The 19,752-nt window shown below is 38.0% G+C and carries 22 protein-coding genes; 13 read left to right on the top strand and 9 right to left on the bottom strand.

The genetic code is table 11. The features are described from left to right. The first annotated feature begins 419 nt into the window (after positions 1-419). The 4 genes from MHH73_RS21425 to MHH73_RS21410 all read left to right on the top strand — a co-directional run bounded on the left by MHH73_RS21425 (position 420) and on the right by MHH73_RS21410 (position 3,975). The gene (locus MHH73_RS21425; protein WP_341069378.1) at positions 420-1,316 is read left to right on the top strand and encodes an NAD(P)/FAD-dependent oxidoreductase; all 897 of its coding nucleotides are present in this window, start codon (positions 420-422) and stop codon (positions 1,314-1,316) included. A gap of 20 nt (positions 1,317-1,336) precedes the next feature. After that, the gene (locus tag MHH73_RS21420) at positions 1,337-2,998 is read left to right on the top strand and encodes a glycoside hydrolase family 13 protein (RefSeq protein ID WP_341069376.1); all 1,662 of its coding nucleotides are present in this window, start codon (positions 1,337-1,339) and stop codon (positions 2,996-2,998) included. Positions 2,999-3,036: 38 nt separating this feature from the next. Then, positions 3,037-3,513, top strand: coding sequence for a Cys-tRNA(Pro) deacylase (gene ybaK, locus MHH73_RS21415; RefSeq protein ID WP_341069374.1), 477 nt, complete (start codon positions 3,037-3,039; stop codon positions 3,511-3,513). Positions 3,514-3,642: 129 nt separating this feature from the next. Further along, on the top strand, positions 3,643-3,975 hold the full coding sequence (locus tag MHH73_RS21410) for a hypothetical protein (RefSeq protein ID WP_341069371.1): 333 nt from the start codon (positions 3,643-3,645) through the stop codon (positions 3,973-3,975). A gap of 60 nt (positions 3,976-4,035) precedes the next feature. Here MHH73_RS21410 and MHH73_RS21405 read toward each other — a convergent pair whose 3' ends face one another. Continuing rightward, positions 4,036-5,376, bottom strand: a complete 1,341-nt coding sequence (locus MHH73_RS21405) for a YjiH family protein (protein WP_191816397.1) — start codon at positions 5,374-5,376, stop codon at positions 4,036-4,038. Between the two features lie 206 nt (positions 5,377-5,582). Here MHH73_RS21405 and MHH73_RS21400 point away from each other — a divergent pair, with 206 nt between their 5' ends. From MHH73_RS21400 to MHH73_RS21390, 3 genes are read left to right on the top strand one after another with little or no spacing between them, the layout of a single operon-like run. After that, positions 5,583-6,386, top strand: a complete 804-nt coding sequence (locus tag MHH73_RS21400; protein WP_341069368.1) for an ABC transporter permease — start codon at positions 5,583-5,585, stop codon at positions 6,384-6,386. Positions 6,387-6,388: 2 nt separating this feature from the next. Then, positions 6,389-7,195 (top strand): ABC transporter permease, encoded by an 807-nt coding sequence (locus MHH73_RS21395; RefSeq protein ID WP_341069365.1) that lies wholly within the window; start codon positions 6,389-6,391, stop codon positions 7,193-7,195. A 45-nt stretch (positions 7,196-7,240) separates the two neighbouring features. Further along, on the top strand, positions 7,241-8,260 hold the full coding sequence (locus MHH73_RS21390) for an ABC transporter ATP-binding protein (RefSeq protein ID WP_341069362.1): 1,020 nt from the start codon (positions 7,241-7,243) through the stop codon (positions 8,258-8,260). 34 nt (positions 8,261-8,294) lie between these two features. Here MHH73_RS21390 and MHH73_RS21385 read toward each other — a convergent pair whose 3' ends face one another. From MHH73_RS21385 to MHH73_RS21375, 3 genes are all read right to left on the bottom strand, one after another. Then, positions 8,295-10,028 carry an ABC transporter ATP-binding protein gene (locus MHH73_RS21385; RefSeq protein WP_191816389.1) on the bottom strand — a complete coding sequence of 578 codons (1,734 nt, stop codon included), beginning with the start codon at positions 10,026-10,028 and terminating at the stop codon, positions 8,295-8,297. Further along, the gene (locus MHH73_RS21380) at positions 10,003-10,797 is read right to left on the bottom strand and encodes a MerR family transcriptional regulator (RefSeq protein ID WP_341069359.1); all 795 of its coding nucleotides are present in this window, start codon (positions 10,795-10,797) and stop codon (positions 10,003-10,005) included. The genes MHH73_RS21385 and MHH73_RS21380 overlap by 26 nt, the downstream gene beginning before the upstream one ends. 391 nt (positions 10,798-11,188) lie before the next feature. Beyond that, positions 11,189-12,508 carry a short-chain fatty acid transporter gene (locus tag MHH73_RS21375; RefSeq protein WP_191816386.1) on the bottom strand — a complete coding sequence of 440 codons (1,320 nt, stop codon included), beginning with the start codon at positions 12,506-12,508 and terminating at the stop codon, positions 11,189-11,191. 98 nt (positions 12,509-12,606) lie between these two features. On the opposite strand from MHH73_RS21375, the gene MHH73_RS21370 reads away from it, so the two are divergent. Then, a complete protein-coding gene (locus tag MHH73_RS21370) occupies positions 12,607-13,671 on the top strand; it encodes a PQQ-dependent sugar dehydrogenase (protein WP_341069355.1) in 1,065 nt (354 codons plus the stop codon). A 114-nt stretch (positions 13,672-13,785) separates the two neighbouring features. After that, positions 13,786-14,298 (top strand): SRPBCC family protein, encoded by a 513-nt coding sequence (locus tag MHH73_RS21365; protein WP_341069353.1) that lies wholly within the window; start codon positions 13,786-13,788, stop codon positions 14,296-14,298. 61 nt (positions 14,299-14,359) lie between these two features. On the opposite strand, the gene bshB2 is transcribed toward MHH73_RS21365, so the two are convergent. The 5 genes from bshB2 to MHH73_RS21340 all read right to left on the bottom strand — a co-directional run bounded on the left by bshB2 (position 14,360) and on the right by MHH73_RS21340 (position 17,256). After that, on the bottom strand, positions 14,360-15,028 hold the full coding sequence (gene bshB2, locus MHH73_RS21360; protein ID WP_191816382.1) for a bacillithiol biosynthesis deacetylase BshB2: 669 nt from the start codon (positions 15,026-15,028) through the stop codon (positions 14,360-14,362). 21 nt (positions 15,029-15,049) lie between these two features. Continuing rightward, positions 15,050-15,385 carry a YojF family protein gene (locus MHH73_RS21355; protein WP_404826111.1) on the bottom strand — a complete coding sequence of 112 codons (336 nt, stop codon included), beginning with the start codon at positions 15,383-15,385 and terminating at the stop codon, positions 15,050-15,052. A 196-nt stretch (positions 15,386-15,581) separates the two neighbouring features. Next, positions 15,582-16,409: a pyridoxine/pyridoxal/pyridoxamine kinase gene (pdxK, locus tag MHH73_RS21350; protein ID WP_341069349.1), complete on the bottom strand. Its 828-nt coding sequence runs from the start codon at positions 16,407-16,409 to the stop codon at positions 15,582-15,584. 105 nt (positions 16,410-16,514) lie between these two features. After that, positions 16,515-17,072 carry a peptide deformylase gene (gene def / locus MHH73_RS21345; RefSeq protein ID WP_191816376.1) on the bottom strand — a complete coding sequence of 186 codons (558 nt, stop codon included), beginning with the start codon at positions 17,070-17,072 and terminating at the stop codon, positions 16,515-16,517. Then, positions 17,056-17,256, bottom strand: a complete 201-nt coding sequence (locus MHH73_RS21340) for a helix-turn-helix transcriptional regulator (RefSeq protein ID WP_191816374.1) — start codon at positions 17,254-17,256, stop codon at positions 17,056-17,058. The genes def and MHH73_RS21340 overlap by 17 nt, the downstream gene beginning before the upstream one ends. Positions 17,257-17,410: 154 nt before the next feature. Here MHH73_RS21340 and mobA point away from each other — a divergent pair, with 154 nt between their 5' ends. The 4 genes from mobA to MHH73_RS21320 are packed head-to-tail and all read left to right on the top strand — an operon-like array spanning position 17,411 to position 19,752. Beyond that, the gene (gene mobA, locus MHH73_RS21335) at positions 17,411-18,007 is read left to right on the top strand and encodes a molybdenum cofactor guanylyltransferase (RefSeq protein ID WP_341069346.1); all 597 of its coding nucleotides are present in this window, start codon (positions 17,411-17,413) and stop codon (positions 18,005-18,007) included. Positions 18,008-18,037: 30 nt separating this feature from the next. Further along, complete coding sequence (locus MHH73_RS21330) at positions 18,038-18,502, top strand: molybdenum cofactor biosynthesis protein MoaE (RefSeq protein ID WP_191816370.1); 465 nt, start codon at positions 18,038-18,040, stop codon at positions 18,500-18,502. Then, complete coding sequence (gene moaD / locus MHH73_RS21325) at positions 18,495-18,728, top strand: molybdopterin converting factor subunit 1 (RefSeq protein ID WP_191816368.1); 234 nt, start codon at positions 18,495-18,497, stop codon at positions 18,726-18,728. Before MHH73_RS21330 ends, moaD begins: the two co-directional genes overlap by 8 nt. Positions 18,729-18,732: 4 nt before the next feature. Beyond that, positions 18,733-19,752: a thiazole biosynthesis adenylyltransferase ThiF gene (locus MHH73_RS21320; RefSeq protein ID WP_191816366.1), complete on the top strand. Its 1,020-nt coding sequence runs from the start codon at positions 18,733-18,735 to the stop codon at positions 19,750-19,752.

Raw genomic sequence — 19,752 nt, 5'->3', positions numbered from 1 at the left:
GTTGCCGATGTGGGCAACCTTTCTGCTATTTTTGAACCCTTTTGGGTGGGATGCGAGACGAGCCTTTTATTTCGGAACAAGTGAGAACCAAGATATGAGCAATGCAATCTAGGTATGGGTAATGAAAAAATTTCGATGTGGAAAGAATGTAAAGAATATTAGCACTTATTAACAGTTGTCCACAATAAAAAGTGGATAACTTAAAAAGGTGAAAATGATTCAAAGGAAGAAGTTAATAATAATATGGAAAAAAGCTATTAAACCAAGCATTTGTTCGTATGTGTATAACCCTGTGTATATTTATAATTTATCCACAAGTTAATATATTTTTTGTGGATAATGAGTTTTTGTTGCCCTTTTTCATGATTTTCATCAATTTGGAAACAATACAAAGATGAAAATGAGGAGGGATGAGGCGTATGAAATACGAATGCATTATTATTGGTGGTGGAATTGCAGGATTACAGGCAGCGATTCAATTAGGTCGTTACAAACATCGAGTGTTAGTGCTTGATGACAATCAAGGCCGATCGTCCATATGTCAAAGTTATCATAATATATTAGGTTATCCTAATGGTGTGAGTGGTCCACAACTTAGAGAAATCGGCAGAGCACATGGGGAAAAATATGGTGTTCATTATCAAGATGATCGAGTAATAGACATTATGTACGAGGAAGAGGAGTTCATGATTTACACAAGAAGTAAGAAGCAATATAGAGGCATGCGATTATTACTTGCCACAGGCATCATGGATCATATTCCCCCGTATAAATCGCTCGGTCCATGTCTAGGTTTGACTGTGTACGTATGTCCAGACTGTGATGGCTATGAGGTGAAGGATAAAACAACGGTTGTGATGGGTTCTGGAAACACGGGTGCTAATATGGCATTGACGCTTGCTTATTGGACGAATTCAATTATATTCGTTAATGATAAGCAAAAAGAAGTTTGTCCACAAACTTATCAACAGTTAGAGAAATTAGGAATTGAAGTGATTGAAGAAAAAATAGCCGAGGTAATGGCTGACGGTTCATCGTTTCGCGGGGTTCGTTTGGCATCTGGACAGGTTGTAGAAGGTGAGAGAGGCTTTATTGCTTATGGTGGGAATCAAGTAAAATCGGACTTAGCAGCAAAATTAGGTGTAGAACGTTTAGGTAATCAGCATATTATAACGGATGGGCGCTCGAAAATGACGAATGTTCCTCATGTTTGGGCTGCGGGTGATGTTGTGGCTCATTCAGAACAAGTGACAATTGCCATGGGTGAAGGCTCTCAGGCGGCCATATGGATTCATAAATCATTAATTAATCGTTAGTAGAAGGTGAGGAATGGGATGTGACTTGGTGGAAAGACGCAATTGCCTATCAAATCTATCCGCGAAGCTTTCAAGATTCAAATGGAGACGGCATTGGGGATATACAAGGCATTATTCAACGTCTATCATATTTAAAGGAACTGGGCATTGATTTGATTTGGATTTGTCCGATGTATGAGTCTCCTAACGATGATAACGGCTATGACATTTCTAATTATAAGGAAATTTTAGCTGAATACGGGACAATGAATGACTTTAATCAATTATTAGAGGAAGTACATCAAAGAGGTATGCGACTAATTATTGATCTTGTTTTAAACCATACAAGTGATGAGCATGCATGGTTTATAGAGTCGAAAGCTAGCAAGGAATCGAAAAAACGAGATTGGTATATTTGGAGAAAAGGAAAAGATGGGCAAGAACCGAATAACTGGGCCAGTATATTTGGCGGCTCTGCATGGACGTATGATGAAGCAACGGGTGAATATTATTTGCATATATTCTCTAAAAAACAACCAGATTTAAACTGGGAAAACAAAGAAGTACGTCATGCATTATATGATACAGTCAATTGGTGGCTAGAAAAAGGCGTAGACGGTTTTAGAATTGATGCGATTAGTCATATTAAGAAAAGCCCGGGTTTACCAGACATCCCTCCAACTAACAAAGAGACATATGTCCCCTCCTTCTCGAAGCATATGAATCAACCTGGAATACATGATTGGCTTTTAGAATTTAAAAAAGAAACGTACGGGAAGTTCCCAGTTGTTACGGTTGGGGAGGCGAATGGGGTTAGTGCAGAAGAGTCTCTTCTTTGGGTTGGCAAGGACCAAGGAAAAATGGATATGGTTTTTCAATTCGAGCACCTTGGTTTATGGGATGCAGAAGAAAAACCAATCTTAGATATCATTGATTTGAAGAAAGTATTAACGAAGTGGCAAGTTGCATTAGCTGCAGATGGTTGGAATGCCCTTTTTCTTGAAAATCATGACAAGCCGCGAATTGTCTCAACTTGGGGCAATGATAAAGAATATTGGTATGAAAGCGCAACTGCTTTAGCGTGTATGTACTTTTTTATGAAAGGTACTCCCTTTATTTATCAAGGCCAAGAAATAGGCATGACGAATGTGCACTTCGAAAAGATGTCCTCCTATCATGATATCATCACTCATCATTTATATAAGGACAAACAACAGAAAGGTTGGTCACACGAAGAGATTATGAAACTCATATGGGCTTCTTCGCGGGATAATAGCCGTACGCCTATGCAGTGGAGTTCTGATCCACACGCAGGCTTTACGGAAGGGAAACCATGGATGGAAGTAAATGAGAATTATACAAAAATCAATGTGGACTTACAAAAGAATTCGAATCATTCCGTCATGCAATTTTACAAACATATAATTACTTTAAGGAAGACTCACGCTACCTTTAGTAAGGGTGAATATAAGCTTCTTTTTCCCAATCATAAACAGGTTTTTGCTTATACAAGAGAAGATGAAGAACAGAGGTTTCTGATTCTAGTAAACCTGTCTGCTCTTACTGTGACTGTTAGTTTAAATCACCTACTTGTCAGAGAAAGTGCAGAGCTATTATTATGGAACTATCAAGCACAAGGCGATACATCGCCACCTAAGAAGGTGAAGCTTCGACCTTATGAAGCTAGAGTTTATCGAACTTGAGCAAATACTTTTTCGTTATTTCTAGGGGATGTAGTTGAATGGCAAAAGGAAAAACAAATGCGATGCGGTTATTAGATCAGGCGAAAGTAAGCTACGAAGTCATGACTTATGATGTTGCCGATGGAAAAATAGATGGTCTTTCAGTGGCAGAAAAAACGGGTAAATCAGGTCAAATGGTTTTTAAAACATTAGTGACAGTGGGTGCAAGTAAGCAAAACTATGTATTTGTCATTCCAGTTGATAAGGAACTGGATATGAAAAAGGCAGCTAAGGCGTCAGGTGAGAAAAAGATTGAAATGATTCATGTGAAAGATATTCAGAAGATAACAGGCTATATTCGTGGTGGCTGTTCACCAATTGCTATGAAAAAGCAATATCCTACGTATATTGATACATCAGCAAAGGATATGAAAAGTATGATTGTTAGTGGGGGTAAATTAGGTACACAGATAGAATTAACGTTACAAGACCTCATTAAAATGACAAGTGCAGAGTTATATGAAATCGCTCAATAAATATCAGGTGCCGCAGACGAAGTTGCTGCAGGCATTTTTTTGTTTTCACCTTAAGCATTGGTGAGTTACCTGACATAAGATGATGGCAAATGGCCACTTTTCACATAAGATGTGCTTGAGGTGATTACTATGAGTCATTTTAATGTACATGAACCGAAAGGGATAAAAGGGAAACTGTTAAAAAATATGGACCTAGATACATTCCAGCAAATTCCCCCTCCGTATAAACCGCCGAAAAACATGCCGAATCTACCGGAAGAACAACCTGAATTCATTTTAAAACAAATTTGTGTGAAAGGATTATACCGTATTCACTGTATGGCGCTTAATAATGGAGAGAAACTTTGGTTTTGTCCAACTTTCATAAAGAGGCAAACGTTGTATGGTTGGAGATTTTATCGTAACCGATGGATCTTTTTAGTGATTCATCTATCAAAAATTCAATCCATTCAATGTATATAAAAACGCCACCTGAAAACACGACAGGTGGCAGAAAAAATTATTTCCCGAGAAAGAATGGATTTAAAATATAAAATGAGCAACCAATGTAATAATAGGCAGTGAAATGATAGTTCTTAGGATAAAGACTAATACTAAGTCAAAGAATGATACAGGGATTTTCGACCCTAATAACAAACCGCCAACTTCTGACATATAAATGAGCTGCGAAACAGATAGAGCAGCGATAACGAATCTAGTCAATTCACTTTCAATCCCTGCAGCCATGACAGAAGGTAAAAACATATCTGCAAACCCAACGAATAATGTTTCAGATGCAGCAGCAGCTTCTGGTAAGCCAAAGAGTTCTAATACCGGAATAAATGGCATACCTATCCAAGTAAAGATTGGTGTATATTCGGCTAAAATTAATGCGACTGTACCAAGCGCCATAACAATCGGTGCTACACCCATCCACATGTCTAAAATATTCTTAAATCCGTCAATAAAGAAGGCCTTTACGTCTCTACTTTTTCTAGCTTTGTTAAGAGCTAATTCTATTCCCCAAGAGATAGGCGTATAACCTTTAGGAATAGCTTCATCTGCTTCTTTAGCTTTCTTGTCATAATAAGTGTCCGCTTTTCTTGAAAGTGGTGGTATTCTTGGCATGATTAAGGCAGCAATAATACCTGTCGCTAGGATCGTCAAGTAGAATGGAACAAAGAATTCTCCTAATCCTACTTGTGAGATAACAACAAGACTAAAAGTAATAGACACAACAGAGAAGGTTGTACCAATAATGGCAGCCTCTTTTTTCGTGTAATATCCTTCCTCGTATTGTTTACTTGTTAATAGAACCCCAATCGTTCCATCACCAATCCAAGAGGCAACACAGTCAACTGCTGAGCGGCCCGGAAGTTTAAATAACGGTCTCATGACCTTTGTAAGTAAAGCGCCAAAGAATTCTAGTAATCCAAAGTTAACCAACAGGGGTAGAAGTAATCCTGCAAATAAAAATACGCTAAATAGCACTGGTAATAAATCAAACAGTAATAGTCCACCTGTATTTGTTGACCAAACAGCCTCAGTTCCCCACTTGAAGTAGGTTAGCACTGCAAATACGGCCCCTAAAAAACGGACAATTACCCACCCATAAGTAACATTAAATAAGTTGTTTAAGAAAGGGGTGTTTTTAAAAATATTTGGGGAAATCTTCGCTAGTACTGTCCCCAATAAAGTAAGAACGATAATAACCACCATAATTAGCGGAATATATCCAGCTAATAAATCTTGTATCCACCCAGATAAAATGGCAATAGGAATGGTTACTTCTCCGTCTACACTAATCGGAATGATAAAGAATAAAATCCCTAGTATAGAAGGTATGAGAAAGGTTAACACATCGGATAATTTATATTTACGCATCAATTGATGTCTCCTTCTAATAAAAATAAGTCAGACTACATTTTAATTCATTCTATATTAATTGCCAACCTTATACGTGAAAATGGTAGAGATGTTATTCTATTGACAATTTTAATAATTGTCAAACTAAAAGGGGTGGGTGTTAGTAAAATTATGTTAAAATGTTTGCAGATGACGTGATTTTTTAAGAAGCAGGTGGGAAGTAGATGTTCAATTATCGTTTGTATTGGACGTTTGCCAAAAAGTCTTTTCTACGTTCGGCTGTGTACCGATTTGATGTCTGGTCTAGACTCGGTTCTAATGTGATCTTTCTTTTAATGTGGGGTTCTATCTGGACAGCGTTATATGCGGGTAGAGAAGAGGCTGGTGGCGTCAGTTTTCAAGCAATGCTTACATATATAGTAGTAAGTCAATTTCTCTCAGGTGTAAACGGGGCAGGGACCCCTCTCTGGGAAATACAAGAGAAAGTGCGTACGGGTGATATTTCATTGGAATTAATGCGTCCTTTTGATGTGCCTTTACGTTATTTATTCGCAGACTTTGGCAGTGTGTTTTTCTATATGATTACTGCACTAATGCCTTTGTATATTATCTTATTTTTCTTTATGGATCTTTCAATACCAAATGATCCACTGATCTGGTTAGCTTTTTTATTTGCCGCTTTTATTGGGTTCTTAATTCGTTATTGTATTGAAATGGCCTTTGGATTATTAACTTTCTTCTTAGTTGAAACAGGCGGAGTTGAGGATATCTTTTATTTTGCGATGTCATTACTATCTGGTTCGGTTATTCCTTTGTGGTTTTTCCCAGGTTGGCTCGCAAGCTTTGCCTCATACTTACCCTTTCAAGGCATTTATTACATACCAAATGCGATTTTTATTGGTGAGATTGCAGGAAATCAAATCTTCACATCTATTGGGATTCAGTTATTTTGGGTAGTCGTTACATATATTTTTTTAAGATTAGTATGGAAAAAAGCATCGCAGAAGGTGGTTGTTCAAGGGGGATAAGTATGGCATTCATGAGGTATATTGATTTATATTTTAAACTTGTTGCTGCTGGTATAAGGGCTCAGCTGCAATACCGCTTTGCCTTCTTTATGAGGATTGTAGGGATGCTGACCTCATATGCAGGAACGGCGATAACGATGTGGGTAATGCTCTATCAGTTTCAGGAGTTAGGGACATGGAATTTTTATGAGATGTTATTCTTATTTGCGATAGCAGTGCTCTCTTGGGGATTTTGTATTATTTTATTTTTCCATTTTCGTAGTTTAGATACATATATTTTAAACGGTACATTTGATCGTTTCTTAGTGCGGCCGATTAATCCTTTCTTTCACTTTATGGCGATGAAGTTTGATGTGGCATCCTTTGGGCAGTTTATCTTTAGTATATTTATTTTTATTTGGGTAAGTGCAGAATTGCAAATTCATTGGACAATTGCTAATGTCCTGTTTTTATTAGCGGCAGTGATTGGTGGAGTCCTTATACAAGGGGGCTTGCTCGTGATTATCTCAGCTTTTGCCTTTTGGACAACAAAATCCGAGCAATTTTATTGGGTTGTGATGTACCCAGCAAGAAACTTAACGAATTATCCATTAGTCATTTATCCAAAAATGGTGCAATGGATTATGGCGTTTGTTGTACCTTTTGGTTTTGTGAATTATTTTCCTGCAAGCGTTATCTTAGGTAAAGAAACGCCATACTTCTCAGAGAATATTGGCTATTTTTCGCCATTGGTTGGTATTGTTTTCTTCATTATTGCCTACTACATTTGGATGCTAGGGCTTAGCCGTTATAAGAGTACGGGTTCATAAAGAGCATTGAAGGTGGGCAGTCATAAACAGAGTGGAGGGTAAAGAATGGCTATCATAGAAGTAGAGCATTTGATGAAAGAATTTAAAATTGCGAAACGTGAAACCGGTTTTCTTGGTGCCATGAAAGGTCTAGTAAAACGTGAATTTCATACAAAGCATGCGGTAAAGGATATCAGTTTTACCGTCGATAAAGGAGAAATGGTCGGCTATATTGGACCTAACGGTGCGGGGAAATCGACAACGATTAAAATGTTAACGGGTATCCTCGTACCTAGTGGGGGGACGGTTAAAGTAAATGGCATCGTTCCTTATGAAAACCGTCAAGCTAATGCCAAAAATATCGGTGTGGTCTTTGGACAAAGAACGCAATTGTGGTGGGATTTGCCGACGATTGAATCATTCGAATTATTAAAGGAAATTTACCAAGTTTCGCATAGCCGCTATAAAGAAAACATGGATACATTTACAGAGATTCTTGGATTAGATGAATTTATCAATACGCCAGTAAGGCAACTTTCTTTAGGGCAGAGAATGCGTGCTGACATTGCCGCTTCCTTACTCCATGATCCTCCCATTTTATTCTTAGATGAACCGACGATTGGGTTAGATGTAGTAGCGAAAGAACGCATGCGTACATTTATAAAAGAAATCAATAAAGAACGCGATATTACGGTTATTCTAACGACCCATGATATGGAAGATATCGAGCAACTTTGTCAGCGGATGGTATTAATTGATCACGGACAGAAAGTGTATGATGGAGAAATCGCTGTAGTGAAAAATCGATTTGGAAAAATTCGGACCCTTGTCGTAGATCTAGAACAACATTCTACGCCATTGACGCTTGAAAAAGCAGAAGTATTTAAAGAAGAAACAGGTAGGTATTGGATACGCTTTAACCGAGAAGATATATCTGCTTCTGGTGTTATCACGCAAATTACACAAACACATAATATTAAAGATTTAACTGTCGAAGAGCCTGAGATTGAATCGATTATTAGTCGTATTTATCAGGAAGGCTTTGACGGTGTTGAGCAACCTATTCCTATTAAAAGTGGGTCATAAAAGAAGCTGAGTAGAGGTATGCTCCTCTCTCAGCTTAAGTTTGACTGATATTTAATTGCTTTGTAGCGAGTTGTTCGTATAAAGAGTGTGATTGAAGCAATTCAGCGTGTGTCCCTTTTCCTGTGATTTTTCCATTTTCGAGAACGATAATTTGGTCGGCATCAATGATAGTTGACAGTCTATGGGCAATGACAAGTGTTGTTCGGCCTCTCATTAAATTTTGCAGAGCCGATTGTACGAGTTGTTCTGAGGAACTATCAAGATTCGATGTGGCTTCATCTAATAAAAGGATTTTCGGGTCACGAATAATGGCTCTAGCAATGGCAATGCGTTGACGTTGTCCACCAGAGAGTTTAATTCCTCGCTCACCAACATCGGTGTTTAAACCATTCGGCAATCTCTCGATGAACTCTGCTGCATGGGCTTGTGTAGTTGCTTGCAGTAATTCCTCTTCACTAATCTCTTTTTTCGTGCCATAGGTTAAGTTTTCTCGAATTGTTCCAGACATCAGTGGGCTTTCTTGAGAAACATAACCAATTTGTGCCCGCCAATTTTCAATAGCATACTCGTCAGCTGGCTTACCGTTTAATAAAATACTGCCATCATTAGGTTCATAAAAGCGTTCAAGTAGGGCGAATAAGGTTGTTTTACCGCTACCACTTGGACCGACAAATGCCGTCGTTTTTCCAGCTGGTATGTGTAAATTGATATCCTTAATGATCTTGTCATCTTTATATGAGAATTGGAGTTGGTTAAAGGTAATTTCCTCTGGATGGATTGCACCTTTTGTTCCTTCATTCATTTTTTCAGTAGGTGTATTTAACATATCCTGAATTCTTTCTGTTGCACCCATTGCTTTTTGATAAGCAGTAAAGAAAGAAGCCATTTGGGTAAATGGAACAACAATTTGGAACATATAAATGATAATAGCTACCAATGAGCCGGCAGATAGTTCTCCTGAAGCGACTCGTACCCCGCCATATCCAATGAGGACAACAAGAACAAACATCATAATAAATGTCATAAATGGTGAGACGACTGCTTGAATTTTTGCTTCTTTCAAACCAAATTGGAATAAGTGCTGAATGTTCTTATTCCCTTTTTCAATCTCCGTTTTTTCGGCTTGATACGCCTTTACAAGTCGAATGTCAGATAAGACCCGACCGAGGTTGCTCGAAAAATCAGCCATTTGATCTTGGGTAGATAGAGATACTTTATATATTTTTTGCCCGAGTGGCATGATAATAATGACTGCTAATGGAACAGCAATAAGCATAATAAGTGTCATTCGCCAGTCAATCATTAGTAGAATAATAATTGCCCCAATGATTGAGATCATTCCCGTAATAAAAGTAATAATATGTTGTGTAATCAAAGATTTTACTATATTTGTATCTTGTGTGATTCGACTCATTGTTTCTCCTGATTGATGCTTATCGAAGAAAGGGATTGGGAGGTGGATAGAATGTTCCCACAGTTTTCTTCGTAATGAAGCGACCATTCTTTCTCCAATATAAGTCATTAAATAAAAGGAAAAACCGGAGGCAATTGTTTGGATGATGAACGCGCCCCCTAATAATGCGATGAGCGATAGTTCAAGACGAGATGTAGCTAACTGGTCGACCATATTAGCTGTAAATAATGGAACGACCAACCCTGCTGCGGTTTCAAGTAGGCTGAGTAGCAGTGCAACAATGATAATCCACTTTGGTACTTTTGCGCCTTTTAATAATGACCACAGACTAGCCGTTTTCTTTTTTGTTTTCAATTTGTTTCATTCCCTTCTTTTCTAGATAAATGGAGATAGCCTGAGCAAGCCATTCTTCTTCTTCCGCCGTAAATGGAGAGGGGAAAAGAACAGGAGCTTCAGCGAGATGGTGATCAATATCTTCATTTACTTCTGTTATGTGGTGGATGAAATCCTCAATATTAGGATAAAGCTCATAGAGGATATCCCAAATGGCTGCAATCACTGTTTGGACATGCTCATCCTCATAATCGGTACCCACTAACTTTTTTACGTTTGCAAATTCTTTAGCGACTCGTTTGTTTAATTGTTGTTGTTTCTCATCAGAAATATTGTAGATATCTTGAATCATATTCTCGGGGATAAAATTCCTCATCCATTCTTTATGCTCTGTCTCCATTTGAATGGAGTTAATGAGCATAATAAAAATATTGGGATCAACTGTTTGATTTTCTTCTAAAATCGAAAGAGCATGGTCTAACGTTTTAATCATGTGATTAATTTGCTGTCTTTTGATAATGAGCTCTTCTTGTTGAAACGACAGAGATTGCCGCAGATCCCACTCAGTGTTGTTGAGAAGCTCCTGTATTTTATCTAATGGATAACCCAAATATTTTAACGTAACAATCTTTTGCATTGTTAATATTTCGTTTGTGGAATAATATCTATCACCTGTTTTACTCGTGCATGCCGGCTTTAATAAGCCAATCTCATCATAATAATGCAATGTACGAATAGTCGTATTTGTTTTCTTAGCGAATTCTCCAATACGATAATAATCATTTGTCATAAGAGCCCTCCTTATGTAATATTATAAAACCTCACGTTACGTTAGATACAATGGTAAAAATAAAAAAACTTTTAGATCGGTTAAATATGACAATCGCCTCTATTCGGTGTTGCTCATAATAATAAACTGCTGAACTAAATAAAAAAACAGTAAAAAAACATACTTTGATCTAACTTATTTGTGTGCGGAGGACAAGCACATCAGAAATGGGGGGATAAGTGTAGAAGTTATATAGATACAAGTGGCAGTTAAAAGGGAATGTACGAATAGGACCGGGGTATTTGGACTATGGCAAATCACCAAGAATAGCTAAAACCCTACCAAATTATCACTCAGTCTGAAGCGATACATGACGAATAGCTTCAGACTGGTGCACCGTAAAGTGGCTCTCTTATAAAAGTAAGAAACCTAAAGAAATAATAATCCCACTAGCAATTAACGTAAGGACACAAAAGCCCATAATATCTTTTGCCTTTAGGCCTGCGATGGCAAGAGCGGGTAATGCCCAAAATGGCTGTATTAAGTTCGTCCAAGCATCTCCCCATGCTACCGCCATTGCGATTTTAGGAATGGAAACATCCAATGCGATCGCTGCATCTAACATAACAGGAGCTTGCACAGCCCATTGCCCACCACCAGAAGGTATAAATATATTGACAAGACCTGCACTTAAGAAGGTGAATAATGGTAATGTATGTTCGTTAGAAATGGAAACAAATCCATTGGATATTACAGCCGCTAGGCCAGAAGCTGTCATCATACCAATAATGCCTGCATAGAACGGAAATTGAATAATAATGCCACTGCCACCTTTTACAGCATTCGTAACTGCTTGTAAGAAGTGACGAGGGGTACGGTGAAAGAGAATGCCAAGAAATAGAAAAAGAAAGTTTACAATATCTAAATTTAGGGCAAAACCATTAGTAACGAAATAATAAAATAAGAAGATTAAGCCCATCACACCGATAAGTAAAGACAGTAACTGACTATTCTCTAATCTCTCTGCTGGTGTCATGGAATCCTTTTCTAATGTTGCTGCAGGTAAATCTTCTTTTAATAGCGCTGGGTCAACCGTAACTGTATCATCTTTAGCTGGAAGCATGAATCGATTCACAATGGGTAAAACAATAAAAAGAGCGATAGTGATAATTAAGTTAAATGATGAAAAGATGGTTTCGCTTGTTGGAATAATTCCAATCAAATCTTCGGAAAAATGCCCTGGAGTGGCAATTGTTAGCGGTGTTGATCCTGATAAACCACCATGCCAAATAACAAAGCCTGAGTAAGCGCTTGCGATTAATAGCCGGTAATCGACTCCTTTCACATGGCGTGCTAACTCTTTGGCAAATAAAGCACCAATAACTAATCCAAACCCCCAGTTAATCCAACTGGCAAGTAAAGATATGATTGTTACAATAATAACCGCTTGCCCAGGTGTTTTTGCTTTGGAAGCTAGTGCACTTAATCCAGCTTTGAATATAGCACTACTGGCTAAAACATGACCGGTAATTAATACGAGTACCATCTGCATGGCAAAAGATAATAATCCCCAGAATCCTTCACCCCAGAATTGTACCATTTGATACGGACCACTATCAGTAAATATGAGCCCTAGTGCAAACACTAAAAATGTTAAAATGATAACAAATAGAAATGGGTCTGGTAAGTATCTTTGCATTAAGCGATTAAAAAAGTTAACAATTAATTTCATCTATCATTCCCCCTTTTGATAGAATTTTATCATATATTCTGAAAATTATTACTTTAATATAACAAGCTTTTAAAAAATAAAAGAAGGGTGTAGATCTAGTGAAGAAATTGACTATTTTATTTGTTGCAAGTTTCCTACTTATTCTCATGGGCTGTCAATCTAACAATGAAATGGATGAAGAACCAGAAACCGTAGATGTATCAAATCAACAAAAGGTAGAAGTGGTGGCAGAAGACCTCGATATCCCTTGGTCAATTAATAAGCGCGATGACGTGTTTTATTTATCCGAAAGAACAGGTTCAATTGCTAAAGTTGAAAGGGGAGAAGTCACTCGTCAACAAGTAGAATTAGAGAAGTCATTATCAACAGCACAAGAAGCGGGCTTGCTTGGGTTTGTATTAATTGATGATGGTACAAAAGGGATTGCTTATTATACATATGAGGACGATGGTCAACCCCTTAATCGTGTCGTCACATTATCATTGGATGATCAAAAACAAGTGTGGGTGGAAACGGATTTGCTGATAGATGAAATTCCTAGTGGCGCTTTCCACCATGGAGGAAGACTAGCGATTGGTCCAGATGATAAATTATATGTTACTACAGGAGATGCGACAAAACCTGAACTTGCACAAGATCAAAATTCGTTAGCAGGGAAGATCTTACGGATGAATAAAGATGGTAGTATTCCGGAAGATAATCCTTCAAAAGAATCTTACATTTATAGCTATGGTCATCGTAACCCTCAAGGTTTGGCATGGACAGATAAGGGAGAACTGTACGCAAGTGAGCATGGCCCAACGGCAAATGATGAGATTAATAAAATAACAGCTCAAGGGAATTATGGTTGGCCAGAAATTACGGGCACAGAGGCAAAAGAAGGAATGATTCCTCCACTCGTCACCTCTGGAGATGATACAACCTGGGCACCATCCGGTATTGCTTATGCAGATCATAATCTTTATATAGCAAGTTTAAGAGGTACCGCAGTCATGCAGTTAAATTTAGAGACGAATGAAATGTCTACTTTAGTAAGTGACGTAGGAAGAGTAAGAGATGTTTTTGTCGATGGAGATGTTCTGTATTTTATCAGTAATAATAGAGATGGCCGTGGCAATCCGGCTGAACAGGATGATCGATTATATCGATTAAAAATAAAATAAGTAGCAAAATACGCTAGCAGCAGTTAATTTCCTATTCGTCTAAGATGACAGCGACCCTAACTTTATGGTAAGAATGAATGTAGATAGTTAACGAATGGAGTTGTAGAAAAAATAATGTCTGACTTTCGCACAACCGTAATTATTCATAAACCAGTTGCAGAAGTATTCTCCTATATGGTCGATATAGATAATATTCATGAGATCATGCCACTTGTAGTAAAAAGAGAAAAGATCGATGACGGGCCATTAGCTGTTGGTACAAAACTGAGGGAAACAAGAAGAGTTCGCGCTTCAGATATCACTTCTGAAATCGAAGTATTAGCATATGAAACAAATAAAGTATTTGCAACCCGTTCCAATTCCAACGGTTTGATTGCAGAATACTATTATCGTTTCGATGAAGTGGATGAAGGTACACAGGTTGATTTAGAAGCGAATATTAAAACAACCGGATTTAAAATGAAGCTTCTGCGTAAATTTTTAGTGAACATGGTTCATCGTGAAGATGGCTATCAATTAACAAATTTGAAAAATATACTTGAGGGTACGAAAGAAGTATCTGATGAAGATGTCTCCAAAGAAGGCGAACAGATAGAAGAAGAAACTGCAGAAAATCAAACAAAATAAGCTTTCAAAAGAAAACAGAACTCCCAACGGTTTGGAAGTTCTGTTTTTTTAAATGTATTGATTAATCAAATTGATAGGTCCAAAAGCGTTCTTGGTTGATTCTTGCCATAACAGCAGGATCCTGTTTCTTAAGGCTTTCTTCCATTTCCTTAATCATTAATTGTGTTTGTGAGACATGGGCTTTTAATGTATTCAATTTAATATCAGCGACTTCTGTTACATCATGAACAATATCTGCCGCACCGATTTCTTCCTCACAATTGTTAGAAAACGCAACGCAATATACCTTTGGGCGTTGTTGTTCTGGAAGGTTTTTGACGGCATGAATGACTGCCGCACCTGTGGCATCATGATCTGGATGCACAGCATAACCGGGGTAGAATGTAATGATCAAAGATGGGTTTAGTTCTTTTATGAGTTCACCCATATGTTGTGCTAGTTTATCTTCTGGTTCAAATTCAACCGTTTTATCGCGATAACCAAGCATTCTCAGGTCAGTTATGCCCATCGCTTTCGCTGCATTTTGAAGCTCTTGTTTTCGAATATGGGGCAAGGATTCTCTTGTCGCAAAAGGGGGATCGCCCATATTCCTACCCATTTCACCCAGTGTTAAGCATGCGTAAGTTACAGGTGTGCCATTTTGAATATGCTTGGCAATCGTACCAGAAACACCAAATGCCTCATCATCTGGATGAGGAAAAATAACAAGTACTTGTCTTTCTTTTTCCATCACTCTTCCTCCTTCCACTATTTATTCAAATGGTGTTTCGCTAATTTCTAAAGAAACCGCTAATTTACCATTAAAATCATGACCAGCCATTAATAAGCGATCATGTTCATCTATTTCATAATGGGTAATGCCCTCCGCATATACCCAACCGATGTCAGTTTTTAACCCGATTCGATAAGGTCCGTTTCCGGCGATTTTACTATGAATGTATTTTAGTTTGGCGTTACGAATATAGGCACCTGATGAAAAGAAAGTCTCATCAAAGTGTGAAGCATAAGCACCGTTTGTTGTTTCAAGGTGGACATAAACGTCCTTATTCGCACGTTCATCCAAAGCCAGTTGTACTTGTTCTTTCATGACGATATCCAATTGAATTCCCCCTTCCCAAAAGCATTCCTATATAATTTGTCAAAATGAGATTTATGCTATCCATTTGATTCTTTTATTTTACTAAAAATAAAATGGTTTTGCATAATAGGTGACTCAGGACGAAAGATGTTTAAAATAGAAAAAGGAGAATGCTCACTCGAGAGACATTCTCCTAAAGATCTATTTATTGTTTAACCTTCGTACGGTCCGCTCCAAAAGTGCGGTAAGCACCGTGCATTGTTGGTCCAACATATTCATTTAGTTTGAATCCGTGTGTAATGGCTGCAGTGATAAAATCTTTGGCTACATCAATTGCTTCTGTTACTGTTTTGCCTTTTGCTAGTTCAGCAGTGATTGCACTTGAGAATGTGCATCCTGCCCCATGAATGTAAGGCGTATTAATCAGTTCAGCCTGTAAGATTGTGAAATTTTCCCCATCAAATAAAAGGTCGATGGCTTTATCAGATTGAAGCTTACTGCCACCTTTAATGATGACATATTTCGGTCCTAGTGCATGGATCTTTTCTGCCGCATTTTTCATTTCTTCAATTGTTTTGATCGGTTTCACTTGTGCAAGTTGTGATGCTTCAAAAAGATTTGGTGTCACAACAGTGGCTAGAGGAACGAGTACCTCACGAAGGGCATCCGCTGTTTCTGGATGTAGTACTTCATCTTCGCCTTTACATACCATAACTGGGTCGATAACGGCTGGAACGCCACTCTCTTTAATTGTTTTCGCAGCTGTTTCAATAATTTCCACTGAACCAAGCATACCCGTTTTCATCGCATCTATGCCAACAGAAAGGATGGTTTCAATTTGAGCTTCTAATGTACTAATTTCAATTGGAAAAACATTATGATGCCAGTCGTTTTTAGGGTCCATTGTTACAATAGTAGTAAGTGCTGACATTCCGTACACACCAAGCTCTTGGAAAGTTTTCAAATCAGCTTGAATCCCCGCACCACCGCTAGAATCTGATCCAGCTATTGTTAAGACTTTTTTCATAGTCATCTGACGTTTCCTCCCTGAAGTGATTGTTAGACATACTTTTTTATCATCATTATAACAATTATTTTAAAAATGTATATGGTCTCTATTTTAATATAGTGAATCCTGTTAAATTTTATTTATAATTGGTTGATTTTTATCAATTCGGTCATAAAACATAATACCGTTTAAATGATCGATCTCATGTTGCATGAGAATAGAGGCAAATCCTTTAAAGGAGAGCGTGACTTCCTCACCTTTTTCATTATACGCTCGAACTTTAATTTTTTCATAGCGTGGCACTTGGCCGAACACTTCGCGATTAACTGATAAGCAGCCTTCTCCTTCTGGAATACAAATAATCTTTGTTGAATGACTGATAATCTTTGGGTTAATCAATTGGTATTCATACGATTGTCCTTTTTCATCTTCATATTTTGCAGCGAACATTCGTTTAGCAATGCCAACTTGATTGGCTGATAAACCAGTACCAGGGCGTAATTTGTATTTCTTAGCTAACTTCTCATCTTGGCTATTTCGTAAGTATACAAGCATCGCCTGTAACTCTGCTAAATCTTCCTCAGTTGCCGGTAAACTTAAATCCTCTATTGGTTGATGAAGAATGTCATGTTTTTCATCGACAAAATCTTTCATGGTGATGATTGTATCTTTAGTAAATTTCCTCATAATTAAAAACCTCTTCTACATTTGTCTTTAATGCCCTTGCAATTTTGAAGGCAAGCGCTAAAGTCGGATCATATTTATCGTTTTCAATACAATTAATGGTCTGCCTACTAACATTGCATTCTTTTGCTAATGCCTCTTGTGTTAATTTCAGCTGTATTCTAAGCGGTTTTATCTTGTTTTTCAAATCGTAGTCCTGCCTCTCTTGTCAAAGGTTTTGGACATTGTTTAAATTAACAAACATTTTCACGTTTGTCTATCTTTCAGTTTTATCCATTGCATAGCTTTCGAAAAATCGCTTTAATGGTATATATAATGTGAATGGTGAAAAAGGTGGTAATATGCAGAGTACCGGAATTATTTTAGCAGGTGGCAAGTCAAGTAGGATGGGGGAAAATAAGGCTTTGCTAGCGTTCAATGGGGAAACAGTAATCGAACGCCTAGTAAAGGAGTTACAAGCTGTAACGAATGATATTCTTATTGTAACAAATACACCAGAAGATTATCATTTTCTTCCTGTTAAGAAGGTGAGTGATCGCTACCCTAATAAAGGTCCGTTAGCAGGCATTGAATCTGGACTATATCACTCTACAAATGATAGCAATATTATCGTTGCCTGTGATATGCCTTTTGTTACTGCTGAAACATTGGAATGGCTTTTAAGCAATCTCGAAGGTTATTCAGCTGTTATCCCGGAGGTGAATGGTCAAATTCATCCACTTCTTGCTGTCTACCATAAGAAAGTAAGGGAAATAGCAGAGAAATGTATAGAGGCAAATGATTTGAAGCTACAGATTTTCTTAAATCAGTTACAGGTAAAAAAAGTAACAGAAGAAGATGTGACAGCACGTAGTCTAGTCCCTTTTGAACAAAGCTTCTTTAACATGAATGACCCAAGTGATTGGAGGAAAGCGATACAAATTTCTAGTAAGAATTGATAAAATAGAACTTAGATGCGGGGTGTTAAAATGAAGTTTGGAATTTCAAAAGAGCCAATCAATATCCAAGAAGTAATTGATCATGTCGTACAAAGAAACGCAGGTGCTATTACGACGTTCATTGGTACAGTAAGAGAATTAACTAAAGGTAAGAAGACTTTGTTTTTAATATATGAGGCATATGAAAGTATGGCTGTAAAAAAGCTTGAACAAATTGGCACAGAAATTCGGGAGAGATGGCAAGGAGCCGAAGTAGCAATTGTGCATAGAGTGGGTAAATTAGATATAACTGACGTTGCTGTTGTTATTGCTGTCTCAACGCCTCATCGTGCCGATGCTTATGAAGCAAACCGATATGCCATTGAACGCATTAAAGAAATTGTACCCATTTGGAAAAAAGAGCATTGGGAAGATGGACAAGAATGGATTGGAGACCAATTGGAAAAAGTATCTTATCCTGAAGGGAAACCGGAGGCGAAACATTTAGATGAATAATGTATTGTTTTTTGCTCATTTAAAGGATGAAGTCGGTGCAGAAAGTTTACAAATAGAGGCGAAAGGTAAGACCGTATTAGCGTTAAAACAAGAAGTACATGAAACGTATGGTTTATCATCATTCAATAGTGTCATGACGGCGATCAACGAAGAATTTGCTGAAGATGATGATGTGATTCAAGAAGGGGATACGATTGCCTTTATACCGCCAGTTAGTGGAGGCTAATCACATGGATGATAGATACTCTAGGCAATTATTATTTTCTCCTATTGGTGAAAAAGGGCAATCACTCATTGGGCGTAAGCATGTTTTAATGATAGGGGCGGGGGCACTTGGTTCTGGCAATGCTGAAGTGTTAGTTCGCTCGGGTGTAGGCAAGTTAACCATCATTGACCGCGACTACGTAGAGGCAAGTAATCTCCAAAGACAACAGCTTTATACGGAAGAGGATGTAAAAGAAAAGTTACCTAAAGCTATTGCTGCTAAGAAGAGATTAATGGCGATTAATTCAGAAGTTGAAGTGGTGGCGATGGTAGCTGATGCTGTGCCGTCCTTGTTAGAAGATCTCGTAAGTGAAGTTGATTTAATTCTTGATGCGACAGATAATTTTGAAACGCGAATGCTCTTAAATGATATATCACAAAAATATCAGATTCCCTGGATTTACGGGGCTTGTGTCGGCAGCTTTGGCATGAGTTTAACCATTATTCCTGGAGTGACACCCTGTCTGCATTGCTTGTTGAAGAAGATTCCTATTCAAGGTATGACCTGTGATACAGGTGGAATTATAGCTCCTGCTGTGCAAATGGTTATCGCTCATCAAACCGCAGAAGCACTCAAGATATTAGTAGGTGACTTAGATGCCATTCGCACGACTTTTACAAGCTTTGACATGTGGCGAAATCAATATTCGAATATAAAGGTTGCTAAAATAAAGGATACAGGGTGCTTATCATGTGGTGAGGCCCCAACTTATCCGTTTCTCCAACAAGAAAACTTAACAAAGACGACGGTACTTTGTGGAAGAGATACCGTACAAGTGAGGCCATCAACTGTCCAGCAATTAGACTTGCAAAGGCTATCTCAACAAATGAAGGGGTCGGGCTATGAGACGAAAGGCAACCCGTACCTTTTGTCAATTGATCTGAAGCCGGAAAGAGTGGTTATCTTCCAAGATGGACGAGCGCTCATACACGGAACAAAAGATCTGGCACAAGCACGATCCATCTACCAAAAATTATTAGGATAA

The sequence above is a fragment of the Cytobacillus sp. FSL K6-0265 genome, assembly GCF_038003465.1.
Lineage (GTDB): Bacteria > Bacillota > Bacilli > Bacillales > Cytobacillaceae > Cytobacillus > Cytobacillus stercorigallinarum.
This window is presented reverse-complemented; position numbering and strand designations above follow the sequence as displayed.